At 65.6% G+C, this 15,252-nt stretch carries 13 protein-coding genes; 5 read left to right on the forward strand and 8 right to left on the reverse strand.

All coding sequences use genetic code 11. The annotated features are described in order from the left end of the window. Window positions 1–145 precede the first annotated feature (145 nt). The 3 genes from alr to FVF58_RS02020 all read left to right on the forward strand — a co-directional run bounded on the left by alr (window position 146) and on the right by FVF58_RS02020 (window position 3,233). A complete protein-coding gene (gene alr / locus FVF58_RS02010) occupies window positions 146–1,216 on the forward strand; it encodes an alanine racemase (protein WP_149668259.1) in 1,071 nt (356 codons plus the stop codon). Window positions 1,217–1,450: 234 nt separating this feature from the next. Continuing rightward, a complete protein-coding gene (gene radA / locus FVF58_RS02015; protein ID WP_149668260.1) occupies window positions 1,451–2,827 on the forward strand; it encodes a DNA repair protein RadA in 1,377 nt (458 codons plus the stop codon). Between the two features lie 142 nt (window positions 2,828–2,969). Beyond that, window positions 2,970–3,233 (forward strand): DUF2866 domain-containing protein, encoded by a 264-nt coding sequence (locus FVF58_RS02020; RefSeq protein WP_149668261.1) that lies wholly within the window; start codon window positions 2,970–2,972, stop codon window positions 3,231–3,233. Window position 3,234: 1 nt separating this feature from the next. Here FVF58_RS02020 and FVF58_RS02025 read toward each other — a convergent pair whose 3' ends face one another. Together FVF58_RS02025 and FVF58_RS02030 are read right to left on the reverse strand one after the other, a co-directional pair. After that, window positions 3,235–4,302: a CaiB/BaiF CoA transferase family protein gene (locus tag FVF58_RS02025; RefSeq protein ID WP_149668355.1), complete on the reverse strand. Its 1,068-nt coding sequence runs from the start codon at window positions 4,300–4,302 to the stop codon at window positions 3,235–3,237. A gap of 118 nt (window positions 4,303–4,420) precedes the next feature. Next, a complete protein-coding gene (locus FVF58_RS02030) occupies window positions 4,421–6,361 on the reverse strand; it encodes an ATP-binding cassette domain-containing protein (RefSeq protein WP_149668262.1) in 1,941 nt (646 codons plus the stop codon). A gap of 136 nt (window positions 6,362–6,497) precedes the next feature. On the opposite strand from FVF58_RS02030, the gene FVF58_RS02035 reads away from it, so the two are divergent. Then, window positions 6,498–6,977: a glutathione peroxidase gene (locus FVF58_RS02035; RefSeq protein ID WP_149668263.1), complete on the forward strand. Its 480-nt coding sequence runs from the start codon at window positions 6,498–6,500 to the stop codon at window positions 6,975–6,977. Window positions 6,978–6,987: 10 nt separating this feature from the next. On the opposite strand, the gene cls is transcribed toward FVF58_RS02035, so the two are convergent. The 6 genes from cls to dapC form a co-directional block, all read right to left on the reverse strand. After that, entirely contained in the window at window positions 6,988–8,463 is a 1,476-nt protein-coding gene (gene cls, locus FVF58_RS02040; protein WP_149668264.1) for a cardiolipin synthase, read from the reverse strand. 312 nt (window positions 8,464–8,775) lie between these two features. Further along, the gene (gene prmB, locus FVF58_RS02045; protein ID WP_149668265.1) at window positions 8,776–9,660 is read right to left on the reverse strand and encodes a 50S ribosomal protein L3 N(5)-glutamine methyltransferase; all 885 of its coding nucleotides are present in this window, start codon (window positions 9,658–9,660) and stop codon (window positions 8,776–8,778) included. Window positions 9,661–9,676: 16 nt separating this feature from the next. Continuing rightward, window positions 9,677–10,816 (reverse strand): succinyl-diaminopimelate desuccinylase, encoded by a 1,140-nt coding sequence (dapE, locus tag FVF58_RS02050; RefSeq protein ID WP_149668266.1) that lies wholly within the window; start codon window positions 10,814–10,816, stop codon window positions 9,677–9,679. A gap of 196 nt (window positions 10,817–11,012) precedes the next feature. Next, entirely contained in the window at window positions 11,013–11,378 is a 366-nt protein-coding gene (locus FVF58_RS02055; RefSeq protein WP_149668267.1) for an ArsC family reductase, read from the reverse strand. Beyond that, complete coding sequence (gene dapD / locus FVF58_RS02060) at window positions 11,378–12,205, reverse strand: 2,3,4,5-tetrahydropyridine-2,6-dicarboxylate N-succinyltransferase (protein WP_149668268.1); 828 nt, start codon at window positions 12,203–12,205, stop codon at window positions 11,378–11,380. Before dapD ends, FVF58_RS02055 begins: the two co-directional genes overlap by 1 nt. Window positions 12,206–12,295: 90 nt before the next feature. Beyond that, the gene (gene dapC, locus FVF58_RS02065; RefSeq protein WP_149668269.1) at window positions 12,296–13,513 is read right to left on the reverse strand and encodes a succinyldiaminopimelate transaminase; all 1,218 of its coding nucleotides are present in this window, start codon (window positions 13,511–13,513) and stop codon (window positions 12,296–12,298) included. A gap of 604 nt (window positions 13,514–14,117) precedes the next feature. Here dapC and FVF58_RS02070 point away from each other — a divergent pair. Then, the gene (locus FVF58_RS02070) at window positions 14,118–15,146 is read left to right on the forward strand and encodes a DMT family transporter (protein WP_149668270.1); all 1,029 of its coding nucleotides are present in this window, start codon (window positions 14,118–14,120) and stop codon (window positions 15,144–15,146) included. The last annotated feature ends 106 nt before the right edge of the window (window positions 15,147–15,252 follow it).

Consider the following 15,252-nt stretch of genomic DNA (forward strand, 5'->3'; position numbering starts at 1 on the left):
AAATGGGTTGTGCGCACGGCTTTATATCATGAAAATAGCTGGATTCGGACTAGCAGAATCCTTGATCGCACCGCCCAGCGGGCTGCCGAGCGTTGAAAACGCCCAGTAAGCCGCTGATTCGCAAGCGTCTTTACGAAAATATCCCATGCCGCGTCCCCTCTCAGCCACGATTCACACCGCCGCACTCGCCAATAATCTTGCCGTCGCGCGCCGCTATGCGCCGAAATCCAAAATCTGGGCCGTCGTCAAGGCCAACGCTTATGGACATGGTCTCGCGCGGGCCTTTCCTGGTTTGCGCGCAACCGACGGCTTTGGTTTGCTGGACCTCGAAGAAGCCGTGAAGTTGCGTGAATTGGGCTGGGCCGGGCCGATTCTCCTGCTCGAAGGCTTCTTTCGTCCGACCGATATCGACGTGATCGACCGCTACAGCCTCACCACCGCGCTGCATTCGGACGAACAGTTGCGCATGCTCGAAATGGCGCGTCTGTCGAAACCCGTCAACATCCAGTTGAAGATGAACACCGGGATGAACCGGCTCGGCTACACGGTGGAAAAATTCCGCGCAGCGTGGGAGCGGGCGCGCGCCTGCCAGGGCGTCGGTCAGATCACCTTGATGACCCACTTTTCGGATGCCGACGGCGAGCGCGGCATCGCTTACCAGATGGAAGCGTTCGAGCGCGGTGCGCAAGGCATTGCCGGCGCGCGCAGCCTCTCCAATTCGGCGGCTACGCTGTGGCATCCCAACGCGCATTTCGACTGGGTGCGCCCGGGCATCATGCTGTACGGCGCGTCGCCGTCGGGCGTGACGGCGGCGATCGAAGGCACCGGGCTGCAGCCGGCGATGACGCTCACGTCGGAACTGATCGCGGTGCAAATGCTCAATGAAGGCAGCACGGTCGGCTACGGTTCGGCGTTCAAGGCGCGCGCGCCGATGCGCATCGGCGTGGTCGCTTGCGGGTACGCGGACGGCTATCCGCGGGTCGCGCCGGAAGGCACGCCGGTGATCGTCGACGGTGTGCGCACGCGGGTCGTCGGGCGCGTGTCGATGGACATGCTAACCGTCGATTTGACGCCGGTGCCGACCGCCAACATCGGCTCGCGGGTCGAGCTGTGGGGCAACGCGCTGCCGATCGACGACGTCGCGCAGGCGTGTGGCACGATCGGCTATGAGCTGATGTGCGCGGTGGCGCCGCGCGTGCCGGTGCGCGCGGAGTAATAACGCGTCGCGTAAGCGTCGTTGCGGGCGGCTGCTGGTTTGCGGTTTGCGATGCGCGGCGCGGGTCGTCGGGTGGTAAGCGGCTGCGCTTTCGTCCGGCTTGCCGCTGCGCCTCTCGCGAGGTTCGTGGCGTCGCTCCGTGCACCGCTCGTCACCGCGTCAGCGTTTGCCGCTCCCAGGCGACACGCCCATCACCTGCATCAATCCCAAGAACAGCAACACAGGCAATCACGCGTGGCTAAACCCAAAACGTTGTACATCTGCAGTGAATGCGGCGGGCAATCGCCGAAATGGGCCGGCCAGTGCCCGTCATGCAATGCATGGAACACGCTGGTCGAATCGGTGGCGGAAACGCCGTCCACGCACCGCTTCCAGTCGCTTGCGAAGAGCGCGCCGGTGCGCCGTCTGGCCGATATCGACGCGTCCGACGTGCCGCGTTTCTCCACCGGCGTCAGCGAATTCGACCGCGTGCTCGGCGGTGGTCTGGTGCCGGGCGGCGTGGTGCTGATCGGCGGCGATCCGGGCATTGGCAAATCGACGCTGCTCTTGCAATCGCTCGCGGAAATCGCCGCCGACAAACGCGCGCTCTATATCAGCGGCGAAGAGTCAGCCGCGCAGATTGCGTTGCGCGCGCAACGGCTTTCGTTGCTGGAGCCGGGTTCGAAGGCGAGCGAACTGCAATTACTCGCGGAAATCCAGCTCGAAAAAATCCAGGCGACGATCACCGAGCAGCGCCCCGACGTCGCGGTGATCGACTCGATCCAGACGGTCTATTCAGACGCGCTGACTTCCGCGCCGGGCTCGGTCGCACAAGTTCGCGAGTGCGCGGCGCAATTGACCCGCATCGCCAAGCAGTCGGGCACCACCATCATCATGGTCGGCCATGTGACCAAGGAAGGCGCGCTGGCGGGGCCGCGCGTGCTCGAACACATCGTCGATACGGTGCTGTACTTCGAAGGCGACACGCACTCGTCGTACCGTCTCGTGCGCGCGATCAAGAACCGCTTCGGCGCGGTCAACGAACTCGGCGTGTTCGCGATGACCGAGCGCGGCCTGCGCGGTGTGGCCAATCCTTCGGCGCTGTTTCTGTCGCAGCACGAGCAGTCGGTGCCGGGGTCGTGCGTGCTGGTGACTCAGGAGGGCACACGGCCGCTGCTGGTCGAAGTGCAGGCGCTGGTGGACGCGGCCAATGCGCCGAATCCGCGGCGGCTCGCGGTCGGCCTGGAGCAGAACCGGCTGGCGATGTTGCTCGCCGTGCTGCATCGGCATGCGGGGATCGCGTGCTTCGATCAGGACGTGTTTCTGAACGCGGTCGGCGGCGTGAAGATCACCGAGCCCGCCGCCGATCTGTCCGTGCTGCTTGCGATTCACTCGTCGATGCGCAACAAGCCGCTGCCCAAGGGGCTGGTGGTGTTCGGCGAAGTGGGCCTCGCCGGCGAGATCCGGCCGTCGCCGCGGGGTCAGGAACGGCTGAAGGAAGCGGCCAAACTGGGCTTCTCGGTCGCGGTCATTCCGAAGGCCAATGCGCCGAAACAGCCGATCGAAGGCTTACAGGTCGTTGCGGTCGAACGGATCGAACAGGCTATCGATCGGGTCCGCACGCTTGAATAGACGGAGCTGCGGCGTCTGTGGACGGCTAGGGCGCTGTAATGTCCCGTAAATATATTCATATCGGCTGTAACCTGAATGGAATTCCTTTTTCCTAAGCTGCGAGGGTATGCATCCCTTCCGATGCCCGAAAAAGGATCGCGCCTTGAAAGAGTCATATGAAACCCTAGCCGAGCGGCCGATACAGGTGCGTGGCTGCCGTGTGTCAGCACCGATTCGCCAGCCGTGGGGCGGCGCTTGCCGGATTGTCGAGTGGATCGACACGGCGGGGCAGATATCGCGGCGGGTGGTGGCCGAAGACGCCACGGCCGACGAGGTGCGCGCCACGATCAACCGTCACGTGGAAGGCCGCAAGCACCTGCTATACGACGACGAAAAGTCGCCGCGCCAGACTTTGCCGCGGCGCTGAGTCAGCTGAGTGCAGCGTCGCCGTCGGTTTCGCCCACATTTTCACTCGCGCTCGCTGCCGCATACGCCTGCGGATTGAACAGCTGATGCCGCGCGGCTTCCGCCGCAGTCAGCACCGGCGACACACAGCAGTCGAGCGGCTCCAGCAACACCACCCAGTCTTCCAGCGCACGCGCGCCGATCACGTCGGCCAATTCCCGCGTGAGCGCGACGGCATCCGGGCCGCCGATCGCCTGGCCGAGGCTCCAGTGGCGCGTCGCCCACTCGGGCCGGTCGAGCGCCATGCACAACGTTTCCCAGAATTTCAGTTCGAGCGCGCCGACCGCGAGCCAGCGGTGGTCGAGCGTGCGGTACAGGTTGTAGCAGGGCACGCCGCCGTTCAGCAGACCGGCACCGGCGGCCGGCGCAGCGCCTTCGTTGGCGAGCGCGACCTGCGCGACGACGTTGTGCGCGTAGGTGACATGGGCCATCGACACGTCGACGAAGCGGCCTTCGCCGCCGCGCGACACATGCCAGAGCGCGGCGAGAATCTGCGTGACCGCGCTCAACGCGCCGCCGAGCAGGTCGGCGATCTGGAAATTCGGCACGATCGGCGTGCCGTCGCGGCTTGCCAACTGATCGAGCACGCCCGCATAACCGATGTAGTTCAGATCGTGTCCGGCGTGATCCGCGAACGGGCCGCTCGCGCCATAGCCGCTGATCGCGCAGTAGACGAGCCGCGGGTTGTCCGCGCGCAGTGTCGCGTAGTCGAGGCCGAGCCGCTCCATCACGCCGGGACGGAAGCTCTCGATCAGCACGTCCGCTTGCGCCGCGAGCGCGCGCAACACGTTGCGTCCCGCTTCGGATTTGAGGTCGAGGCGCGTCTCGCGCTTGCCGCGATTCACGAGCCGGTAGAAGGCGCCGGGCCGCCCGGCCACGCGGTCGGCCGACGACTGCATCATCGTGCGGGTGGGGTCGCCTGCGCCGGGCGCTTCGATCTTCAGCACGTCGGCGCCGAGTTCGGCGAGCCGCAGCGCGGCCACCGGGCCTGGCAGCAGGCGCGTCAGGTCGAGTACGCGCAGTCCTTGCAGCGCGGGCGGCGGCGCCTCGGACAAAGCGGGCGCTGCGGCCGATGACTCGGATGATGATGTCGCTGAAGACAAAGCCAACCTCCCGCCGGTGGCGGCGCGGACCGCATACAGCGTGCCGCTAGCCGATTTGTTCGAGTTCCTCGTGAGTCTCGAGCCATTCGGCTTCGAGCGTTTCGAGGCGCGCGTTCACGTCTGCCTGACGGCGGATCGCCTCCGTCAGCTTGCTTTTCTGCTCGGGCTCATAGCTTGCCGGATCGACGACGAACGCATCGAGCGTCGCCTTCTCCGCGTTGAGCGCGTCCATTTCCTTTTCGATCTTCGTGATGCGGCTTTGCAGCGGTTTTTTCAGGTGCGCGAGCTTCTGCCGCGTTTCCGCTTCGAGGCGGCGCTGCTCCTTGCGATTCACACCGTTATCCGCGCTGCTGTCCGCGCCATTGGCCGCCGCGCCCGCTTTGAGCGCCGCGCGCTGCTCGACCGCGTGTTGCAGCAGCCAGTCGCGATAGTCGTCGAGATCGCCGTCGAATTCCGTCAGACGGTGTTTCGCGACCAGCATGAACTGGTCGGTGGTGGCGCGCAGCAGATGCCGGTCGTGCGACACCAGAATCAGCGTGCCTTCGAATTGCGCGAGCGCCATGGTCAGCGCGTGTCGCGTTTCGAGATCCAGGTGGTTGGTCGGCTCGTCGAGCAGCAGCAGGTTCGGCTTCTGCCAGATGATCAGCGCGAGCGCGAGGCGCGCCTTTTCGCCGCCGGAGAAGGGCGCGATCTTCGACGTCGCCATCTCGCCGGAAAAGTTGAAACTGCCGAGGAAGTCGCGCAACTCCTGTTCGCGCGTGTCCGGCGCGAGTCGTGCGAGGTGCTGCAGCGGCGTGTCGTCCGCGCGCAGCGTTTCGAGCTGATGCTGCGCGAAGTAGCCGATGCGCAGACCCTTGCCTTCGCGCACGTGACCGCCGAGCGCTTCGAGCGTGCCGGCCAGCGTCTTGATCAACGTCGATTTGCCCTGGCCGTTGGCGCCGAGCAGGCCGATACGCTGACCGTTCTGGATCGATAGCATCACGTGATCGACGATCGGAATCTCGACGCCTTCTTCGCCACGGTAGCCGCAGCGCACGCCTTCCATCACCATCATCGGATTCGGCGCGGAATCCGGCGCGCGGAACTCGAACGTGAACGGCGACGCCGCATGCGCGGGCGCGATCAGCTCCATCTTTTCGAGCGCCTTCACGCGGCTTTGCGCCTGGCGCGCCTTGGTGGCCTGCGCCTTGAAGCGGTTGATATAGCTCTGCAGATGCGCGACCGTGCGCTGCTGTTTGTCGTACGCGTTCTGCTGCAGCGCGATCTGCTGCGCGCGCAGCACTTCGAACTGCGAGTAGTTGCCGCCGTAGCGCCTGATCTGCTGTTGTTCGAGGTGCAGCGTGACGTTGCAGACCGAATCGAGAAATTCGCGGTCGTGCGAGATCACGATCAGCGTGCCGGCATAGCGATGCAGCCAGTCTTCGAGCCAGACGATCGCGTCGAGATCCAGGTGGTTGGTCGGTTCGTCGAGCAGCAGCAGGTCGGAGCGGCACATCAGCGCTTGCGCGAGATTCAGCCGCATGCGCCAGCCGCCCGAAAAGCTGCTGACCGGCTCGCGCGTCTGTTCGAGCGTGAAGCCGAGACCGAGCAGCAACGCTTCGGCACGCGCGGGCGCGGTGTAGCCGTCTGCGTCCGCGAACGCGGCGTGCGCCTCGCCTTCGGCCGCGCCGTCGTGCGCGGCCGAAGCCGCGGCGATGCGCGCTTCGATCGCGCGCAATGCGGCGTCGCCGTCGAGCGTGTAGTCGAGCGCGGTCTTGTCCGCGGCGGGCGTTTCCTGCGCGACATGGGCGATGCGCCACGTGGGCGGAATGGCAAAGTCGCCGCCGTCCGCATGCAGTTCGCCGAGCAGCACGGCAAAGAGCGTCGATTTGCCCGCGCCGTTCGCCCCCACGAGGCCGGCCTTTTCGCCGGGGTTCAGGGTGAAGGTGGTGTGGTCGAAGAGCGGCTTGGTGCCGCGCGCGAGGCTGAACTGATTAAAGCGGATCACGAAGAGGCCGGCGGAAGAAAACCGCTATTTTAGACTGCCCGGCCCGGCACCGGGCGCTCAGTGGGGATCGGCCATTCGGCCGACTGTTCTGCCGCGGCTTTTGGCATAGACTGACGGCTTTCACGGGGGAGCACACATGACATCGATTTATTCGTTTTCGGCTCGCACGCTTGGCGGCGAGCAGGTGAGTCTCACGCCGTATCAAGGCAAGGTTCTGCTGATCGTCAACACGGCCAGCGAATGCGGATTCACGCCGCAGTACGCGGGCTTGCAGAAGCTGTTCGACACCTACGCGGCGCGCGGGCTCGCGGTACTCGGTTTCCCATGCAACCAGTTCGGCAAACAGGAGCCGGGCGACGCTGCGCAGATCGGCAGTTTCTGCGAGAAGAATTACGGCGTGACTTTCCCGATGTTCGACAAGATCGACGTGAACGGGCCGAACGCGCATCCGCTGTTCCGCTATCTGACGGGCGAGGCGCCGGGCTTGCTGGGCCTGGAGGCGATCAAGTGGAATTTCACCAAGTTTCTGATCGGCCGTGACGGCAACGTCGTCAAGCGCTATGCGCCGCTGACCAAGCCCGAGGCGATCACCGGGGATATCGAAAAGCTGCTGTGAGGCGAGAGCCCTACAGGATCGGCGAGAAGAGCCGCGCCACGTGCATCAGCACACGCCGCAACGCGCCGGCCTGACGGTACTCGTTGCGGTCGATTTCGCGTGACTCGGCGAAATCGTTCAGCAGCATCGTTTCGACTTCCTGCGCAAAGCCGCGGTCCACGGTCAGCACCATGATCTCGAAGTTCAGCCGGAACGAACGGTTGTCGAGATTGGCGCTGCCGATCGCGGCCGCCACGCTGTCGATCAGCACGACCTTTTGATGCAGGAAGCCCGGCTGGTAGCGGAAGATCCGGATGCCCGCGCGCAGGGAGTCGTACGCATAGAGCTTCGAGGCGGCGAACACCACCCGGTGATCGCGCCGGCTCGGAATCAGAATGCGCACGTCGACGCCGCGCAGCACCGCGAGTCGCAGCGCCGAAAATACCGCTTCGTCGGGCACCAGGTAGGGCGTGGTGATCCAGATCCGCTCGCGCGCCGCGTTGATCGCTTCGACGAAAAAGAGCGAACAGGTCTCCTGTTTGTCGGCGGGGCCGCTCGGCATGACGAGACAGTGCATGCCATGGCCGTTCGGCTGGTCGTCTGGCTGACCGTTCGGCTGATGAGTCGGCGCGGCGGGCGGCATGTCGAACTCGGGCAACTGTTGCGTGGCCCAGTGCCAGTCTTCGGTGAACACGAACTGGATGCTGGCGACCGCCGGGCCGCGCACCTCGATGTGCGTATCGCGCCACGGCGACAGCGGCGGCCTGCCGCCGAGATATTCGACGCCGACGTTATGGCCGCCGACAAACGCGCGTTCGCCATCCACCGACACGATCTTGCGGTGATTGCGAAAGTTCAGTTGCAGCCGGTTCACGAAACGGCGATTGGTGGCGAACGGATGCATTTCCACTCCGCCCGCGCGCAGCGCGGCGACGTAGCGGTGCGGCAGATCGAAGCTGCCGATGCTGTCGTACAGGAAGTACACGCGCACACCTTGCTGCGCCTTGGCGATCAGCGCGTCTTTGAACATCTCGCCGAGCGCATCGTCGCGCACGATGAAAAACTGCACGATCACGTAGCGGCGGGCGTTCTCGATCGCTTCGAAAATGGCCTCGAAGGTTGCCGCGCCATTCACGAGCGTGCGCACGGCGTTGCCCGGCAGGAACGGCATGCCGCCCAGTCGCGTGAGCGAATGCACGAGCCTCACGCCGAGCTGCTGCGTGGGCAGCCCTGCCGACGACGCATGGCTGTCCCATTCCGGCGGATGCGCACGTGTGCGCAGCAGTTCGTTTTCGACGCGGCGCGCGTCCGCATAGCCGGCGAACTTGCTGCGGCCGAGGAACAGATAGGGCACCAGCGTCAGGTACGGCATCGCGACCAGCGACACGGCCCACGCGATTGCGCCTTGCGAGGTGCGGGTGTTGAGAATCGCGTGGCATGCCGCGATCACGCCGAGGATGTGGGCGAGGGCGACCAGCGGGCCGACGTGAAGCAGGTCGAATGGCATAAGCTCGCGAAGAGTTGGCGAAGCGCAGCGCTTTAGAGGCGGGTGCGGGTGGCTGATTGGCGCACGGGGAGTCGAGGGCCGCGGGTTCAAAAGCGCAGGCTCAAGCGGTACAGACTCACGCAACGCAGCGCCTGGGACACGCAGCTTCAAGCACCACACCTCGAGCAGCGCAGACGCAGACGATTGTCCACACTAAAACCCAGCGCCTTCAAACAGCTGCGCGTAGCCGACCCGCGTCGAAAGCGCGCTCAAACGCGACACGCACGGCTCCTGCACAGACCTGCCGCGCGCACAGCGTCATCCAGCAAACGATCAAACCGGCAGATCCGTCGCCTGAATCAGGAACACGTTGTCATCACCTGCGCTGGTCGACAGCCACACCAGATCGAGTCCGCCGAACGCCGCTTCCACATGCGCGCGCTCATTGCCGATCTCGACCACCAGCACGCCGTTTTCCGTCAGCCAGTTGCGCGCGTCGGCGATGATCCGGCGCACCACGTCCATGCCGTCGGCACCGCCCGCCAGCGCCATGTCCGGCTCGTGCTTGTATTCGGCGGGCAGTTCCTGCATCGACGCCGCGTTCACGTAAGGCGGATTGCTGATGATCACGTCGTAGCGGCGCTCGGCGAGCGGCGCATACAGATCGCCTTCGAACAGTGCGATGCGGTCCTCGAGCTTGTAATCCGTCACGTTACGCGCGGCGACTTCGAGCGCGGGCGCCGACAGGTCCACGGCGTCGATATCCGCGTTCGGGAACGCGTGCGCCGCGAGAATCGCGAGGCAGCCGGAGCCGGTGCACAGCTCCAGCACGGCGCTCACCTGCTCGGGGTCTTCCACGTACGGCTGCAAGCCGTCCTGCAGCAGTTCGCCGATGAACGAACGCGGCACGATCACGCGCTCGTCCACGTGAAAGCGGAAGCCGTGCATCCACGCTTCCTGCGTGATGTACGCGGCCGGCACGCGGTCGGCAGCGCGCCGTTCGATCACGTTCAGCACGGCGTCGATTTCGGCTGCGCTCAGGCGCGCGTCGAGGAACGGCTCCAGCAGATCGAGCGGCAGATGCAGCGTGTGCAGGATCAGATAGGCGGCTTCGTCGTAGGCGTTGGCCGAGCCGTGGCCAAACGACAGCTCGGCCTGGTTGAAGCGCGACACGCCAAAACGCAGCAAGTCGCGAACAGTGGAAAACGGGAGCGTCATCGCAAATAGTCCTTGGTCAGGCGATCAGTTGTTCGAGCACGCGGCGGTACACGTTCTTCAGCGGCTCGATGTGTGCGACTTCGATATGTTCGTCGATCTTGTGAATGCTGGCGTTCAGCGGACCGAATTCGATCACCTGCTTGCAGATGCGCGCAATGAAGCGGCCGTCCGACGTGCCGCCGGTGGTCGACAGTTCGGTGGTGACGCCAGTTTCGTCCTTGATCGCCTGCGCGAGCGCGGTCGACAGGTCGCCGTGCGGCGTCAGGAACGGCAGGCCGCTCACGGTCCACTGCAGATCGTACTCAAGCCCGTGTTTGTCGAGGATCGCATGCACACGCGCCTGCAAACCATCCACCGTGCTGGCGGTCGAGAAGCGGAAGTTGAACATCACGTCCGCGTGGCCCGCAATCACGTTGCTCGCGCCGGTGCCGGCGTGAATGTTCGACACCTGCCACGTGGTGGGCGGGAAGTATTCATTGCCGTCGTCCCAGCGTTCAGCGACCAGCTCGGCCAGCGCGGGCGCGAGCAGGTGCACCGGATTCTTCGCCAGATGCGGATACGCGATGTGGCCTTGCACGCCCTTGACGATCAGCTTGCCCGACATCGAGCCGCGCCGGCCGTTCTTCACCATGTCGCCGAACTGCGCGCTCGAAGTCGGCTCGCCGACGATGCAGTAGTCCATGCGCTCACCGCGCGCCTGCAACGCTTCGACCACCTTGACGGTGCCGTCGGTGGCCGGGCCTTCTTCGTCGCTCGTGATCAGGAAAGCGATCGAGCCGCGATGCGCGGGGTGCGCCGCGACGAATTCCTCGCTCGCCACCACGAAGCCGGCGATCGACGCCTTCATGTCCGCCGCGCCGCGGCCATACAGCTTGCCGTCGCGCTGGGTGGGCTCGAACGGCGCCGAATGCCATTGTTCGAGCGGGCCGGTCGGCACCACGTCGGTATGGCCGGCGAACGCGAGCAGCTTGCCGCGCGTGCCGTCGACACCGCGTTTGACGGCCCACAGGTTGGTCACGCCGTTCGATTCGATCGTCTCGTGCTCGAAGCCGAGCGCGGACAGGCGTTCGATCAGCAGGCGCTGGCAATGCTGGTCGTCGGGCGTGACGGACGCGCGCGAGATCAGTTGTTCGGTAAGGGCGAGGGTGCCGGACATGGATTCAGTACAAGCCACTTTGAAATGAAAAAATGCCGGCTGGCGGTTGAACACCGCAGCCGGCAACAGCTTTTGATGCACGCGGCGAGACCGCGCTGACTCTTACTGCGGGTTGCTTCTTGTTCTGGCGCGGGGCTGCTGGCGAAACGGGCGGCACCTGCGACGCCCGCTTTGGCATTGAGCCTCGCGCGCAGGTTCACGCAAACAGCGCCGCGTATTCGTCCGTGGAAAAACCGAGCGACTTGACCCGCCCGTTGACCACCAGCACCGGGCGCTTGATCACCGACGGCTTGTGGATCATCAACGCGATCGCGCCCGGCTGCGTCTCGGCGGCCGCCTTCATGTCGTCGGACAGACCGCGCCACGTGGTGCCGCGGCGGTTCAGCAACGCGTCGAGCTTCACGTCCTTCAGCCAGTCCTGCACGAGCGGCTCGGTCACGCCGGCCTTCTTGAAGTCGTGAAACTCGAACTCGACACCATGCTCTTCCAGCCACACGCGGGCTTTCTTCACGGTGTCGCAGTTTGGGATGCCGTAGACGACGGTTTTGGTGCCGCGCGCCATCAGTCGCCTCGCAGCAGCTCGTTCAGGCCGACCTTCGCGCGAGTCTTTGCGTCGACCTTCTTGACGATCACCGCGCAGTACAGGCTATGCGAGCCGTCCTTCGACGGCAGGTTGCCCGCCACCACCACCGAGCCCGCCGGGATGCGGCCGTACGTGACTTCGCCGGTTTCGCGGTCGTAAATCTTGGTGCTCTGGCCGAGGTAGACGCCCATCGAGATCACCGAGTTCTCTTCGACGATCACGCCTTCGACCACTTCCGAACGCGCGCCGATGAAGCAGTTGTCTTCGATGATGACCGGGTTGGCCTGCAGCGGCTCCAGCACGCCGCCGATGCCCACGCCGCCCGACAGGTGCACGTTCTTGCCGATCTGCGCGCACGAGCCGACGGTGGCCCACGTGTCCACCATCGTGCCTTCGTCGACGTAGGCGCCGATGTTGGTGTACGACGGCATCAGCACGACGTTCTTCGCGATGAACGAGCCGCGCCGCGCGATCGCGGGCGGCACCACGCGGAAGCCGCCCGCGGCGAAGTCTTCAGCGGTGTAGTTGGCGAACTTCGACGGCACCTTGTCGTAGAACTGCGAGTAGCCGCCGGCCGGCATCGGCGCGTTGTCTTCGAGGCGGAACGACAGCAGCACGGCTTTCTTCAGCCATTGGTTGACGACCCAGTCGCCATCCTTCTTTTCGGCCACGCGCAGCGCGCCCTTGTCCAGTTGCTCGATTGCGTGGGCGACGGCTTCGCGCACTTCGGCCGGAGCGGCTTTCGGCGACAGGTCGGCGCGGTTTTCCCAGGCGGTGTCAATGATCTGCTGAAGTTGTTGCGACATATGCGTGCTTTTCTGAAGAGTAGAAGTCTGAAGAAGGGGATGCTGCGCGCGGGGCGTTCGCCTGAAACTCGCGAAACGACCTCGCCGATCTCAGCCAGCGAGCGCGCGGCAAAAATCGACGATCCGCTGCGCGCCCTCGGTGCATTCGTCGACGTCGGCGACCAGCGCGAGGCGCACGAAATTGCGGCCGGGGTTCACGCCGTGCGCAGTACGCGCGAGGAACGAGCCCGGCAGAACCGTCACATTATAGTCGGCGCGCAGGCGCTGGGCGAACTCGGTGTCCGTGAGGCCGGTACACGAGACGTTCGCCCACAGGTAGAACGCGGCGTCGGGCAGGCGCACGTCGAGCACGTCGGCGAGCATCGGCGTGACGGTCGAGAACTTCTGCAGGTACTTCGCGCGGTTCTCGCGCACGTGCGTCTCGTCGTTCCAGGCCGCGATGCTGGCGCTCTGGAACACCGTCGACAACGCCGCGCCGTGGTAGGTGCGGTAGAGCAGGAAGGCCTTGAGGATGGCCGGGTCGCCGGCGACGAAGCCCGAGCGCATGCCCGGCACGTTCGAGCGCTTGGACAGGCTCGACAGCATGACCAGCCGCTCGAAGCCGCGGCCGAGCATGTGCGCGGCTTCGAGGCCGCCGAGCGGGGGATTCGCTTCGTCGAAATAGATCTCGGAGTAGCACTCGTCCGATGCGATCACGAAGCCGTAGCGGTCCGACAGCGCGAACAGCTCGCGCCAGTCGTCGAGCGTGAGCACCGCGCCGGTCGGGTTGCCCGGCGAGCAGACGTACAGCAGTTGCGTGCGGGCCCAGATGTCGGCCGGCACCGCCGCGTAGTCGCACGCGAAGTTGCGCGCCGGGTCGCTATTGACGAAGTACGGCTGCGCGCCGCCGAGAAGCGCCGCGCCTTCGTAGATTTGGTAGAACGGGTTCGGACAGAGTACGATCGCAGGCTCGCTGCCCGCTTTACGCTGCGGGTCCAGCACCGTCTGTGCGAGCGCGAACAGCGCCTCGCGCGAGCCCGCGACCGGCAGCACCTCGGTGGCCGGATCGATGGACGGCAGGCCGTAGCGCTGCCTGATCCACTGCGCGATCGATTCGCGCAGCGCCGGTGTGCCGAGCGTGGCCGGATACGTGGCGAGGCCGCCGAGCGACGCGATCACGGCGTCGCGGATGAGTGCCGGCGTCGGATGTTTCGGCTCGCCGATGCCGAAGCTGATATGCGCGAGGCCGGCCGGCGGCGTGACGTCTTCGAAAAGCACGCGCAGCTTTTCGAACGGATAGGGCTGAAGGGAATCGAGTAGCGGGTTCACGGGGCGGATCGAGCCTGATCGAAGATGGGCGCAGACGGATGCTGGAAGAAGCAGAGCACGCGCGCCGGCGGCAAAGCGCGTGGAATGCGCTGGACAGACCGGCCGGCGACGGCAAGCGGATGATTATAGCGTGGCCCGCACTAGCGTGGCCCGCGTCAGGGTGGCCCGCATTGCGCGGCCCGCATTGCGTGGCGCGCGGGGCATGGCGAGCGAGGTGGCGCGCAGGGCGCGGCAGCGGGACCTGGCAAGCCTTGGCAGATAGCGCCAGGCAGCGGCAGGCAGGCGGGACCAGACAATCGAGGACCGCGCCACGCCGCAATTGAGGGACCCACTGGAAAGACATAGCGCGCCGTCAGGCAACGGCGCAACCCGCCAGGCGGCGCATGGAAGGCGTTGCAGCGGGAACGACGCGAACCGCGGACGGTTCGCGAAAAAAACAGGCAGGAGCAGCAATGTACGCAGCAGTCCCGGAGACAGTCGGACAAAGCGGGCGCGAGCCCGCCTCGGCCCGCGACGCCGACAACATCACAAATAGCATCGCAAGCCACTCCGCGAAAAACATCGCCAGCCATCGCGCACGCCACTGCGAGAGGAGCGCCGCGCGATGAACAACTGGCTTCGCAATGGCTGGCCGACGCTCGCGATCATGCTGGGTGCCTCGGTATGGGGAATGATCTGGTATCCGCTGCGCATGCTGGCGGCCCTCGGCGTCACCGGCACTGCGGCCAGCGCGCTGACGAGCGGCGCCGGCTGTCTGTTCGTGCTGCTGGTGCGCCGCCGCGCGCTCAAGACCGTGAGCTGGCACTGGCTGCTGCCGGCGCTCGCGCTGGCAGCGGGCATCACCAACCTCGGCTTCGTGTGGGGCTCGATCCACGGGCAGGTGATGCGCGTGCTGCTGCTGTTCTATCTCACCCCCGCATGGACCGCGCTGTTTGCGCACTTCATTCTGCATGAACGGCTGACCTGGTCGGGCGCGGCGCTCGCGGGATTGTCGCTGGCCGGCGCGATGACCATGCTCTGGTCGCCCCAGCTCGGCATTCCCGTGCCCGGCAATCTCGCCGAATGGGCGGGCCTCGCGGGCGGCATGGGCTTCGCGATGAGCAACGTGCTGATCCTCAAGACGAGCCGCGTGCTGCCGGACATGAAGCCGGAAATGCGCACCGCGGTGATCTTCGGCGGTGCGGCGATCTTCAGCGCGTGCGCGTCGCTGTTCGAAGCGATGCCCGCGCCGCCCTCCGGCGCGCATCTCGGCACCGCCGCGTTGCTCGTGCTCGGCCTCGGTCTGCTGCTGGCGTCGAACAATATGCTGGTGCAGTACGGCCTCGCGCGCGTGCCGGCCAACCGCGCGTCGATCATCATGCTGTTCGAGATCGTGGTCACCGCGCTATCCGCATGGCTGTTCGCCGGCGAGACCCCGGGCCCGCGCGAATGGGCCGGCGGCCTATGCATCGTGCTCGCCTCTGCGTTATCCAGCTGGGTGCACCGGACTAAAGTCTTGCCGCCCGACCCATCCACGGAGGACGTGAGCATCGCGCCCGGCAGCATCGGTGACAATGGTGGCCCTGGCGGCACCGGCGGCACCGGCCGAAGCGACCGTAAGGGCGGTAAGAATCGTCCACGTGCGATGGTATGATTGCCCCTCATTAGCCGGCGCATGCGTGAGCGTGTGCAGCCGGCACCCGTGTTCCGAGGGTTTGCGGGGTTCGCGGGCCGTTTCGCTGCATCGGCGAACGGCTCGC

The sequence above is a fragment of the Paraburkholderia panacisoli genome (assembly GCF_008369935.1).
Taxonomy (GTDB): Bacteria; Pseudomonadota; Gammaproteobacteria; order Burkholderiales; family Burkholderiaceae; genus Paraburkholderia; species Paraburkholderia panacisoli.

Excerpts from the sequence above, each read along its gene's own strand:
- dapD (WP_149668268.1), bottom strand. The coding sequence starts at position 12,205 with ATGTCGCAACAACTTCAGCAGATCATTGACACCGCCTGGGAAAACCGC.
- FVF58_RS02035 (WP_149668263.1), top strand. The coding sequence starts at position 6,498 with ATGACATCGATTTATTCGTTTTCGGCTCGCACGCTTGGCGGCGAGCAG.
- FVF58_RS02055 (WP_149668267.1), bottom strand. The coding sequence starts at position 11,378 with ATGGCGCGCGGCACCAAAACCGTCGTCTACGGCATCCCAAACTGCGAC.
- alr (WP_149668259.1), top strand. The coding sequence starts at position 146 with ATGCCGCGTCCCCTCTCAGCCACGATTCACACCGCCGCACTCGCCAAT.
- dapE (WP_149668266.1), bottom strand. The coding sequence starts at position 10,816 with ATGTCCGGCACCCTCGCCCTTACCGAACAACTGATCTCGCGCGCGTCC.
- cls (WP_149668264.1), bottom strand. The coding sequence starts at position 8,463 with ATGCCATTCGACCTGCTTCACGTCGGCCCGCTGGTCGCCCTCGCCCAC.
- FVF58_RS02070 (WP_149668270.1), top strand. The coding sequence starts at position 14,118 with ATGAACAACTGGCTTCGCAATGGCTGGCCGACGCTCGCGATCATGCTG.
- prmB (WP_149668265.1), bottom strand. The coding sequence starts at position 9,660 with ATGACGCTCCCGTTTTCCACTGTTCGCGACTTGCTGCGTTTTGGCGTG.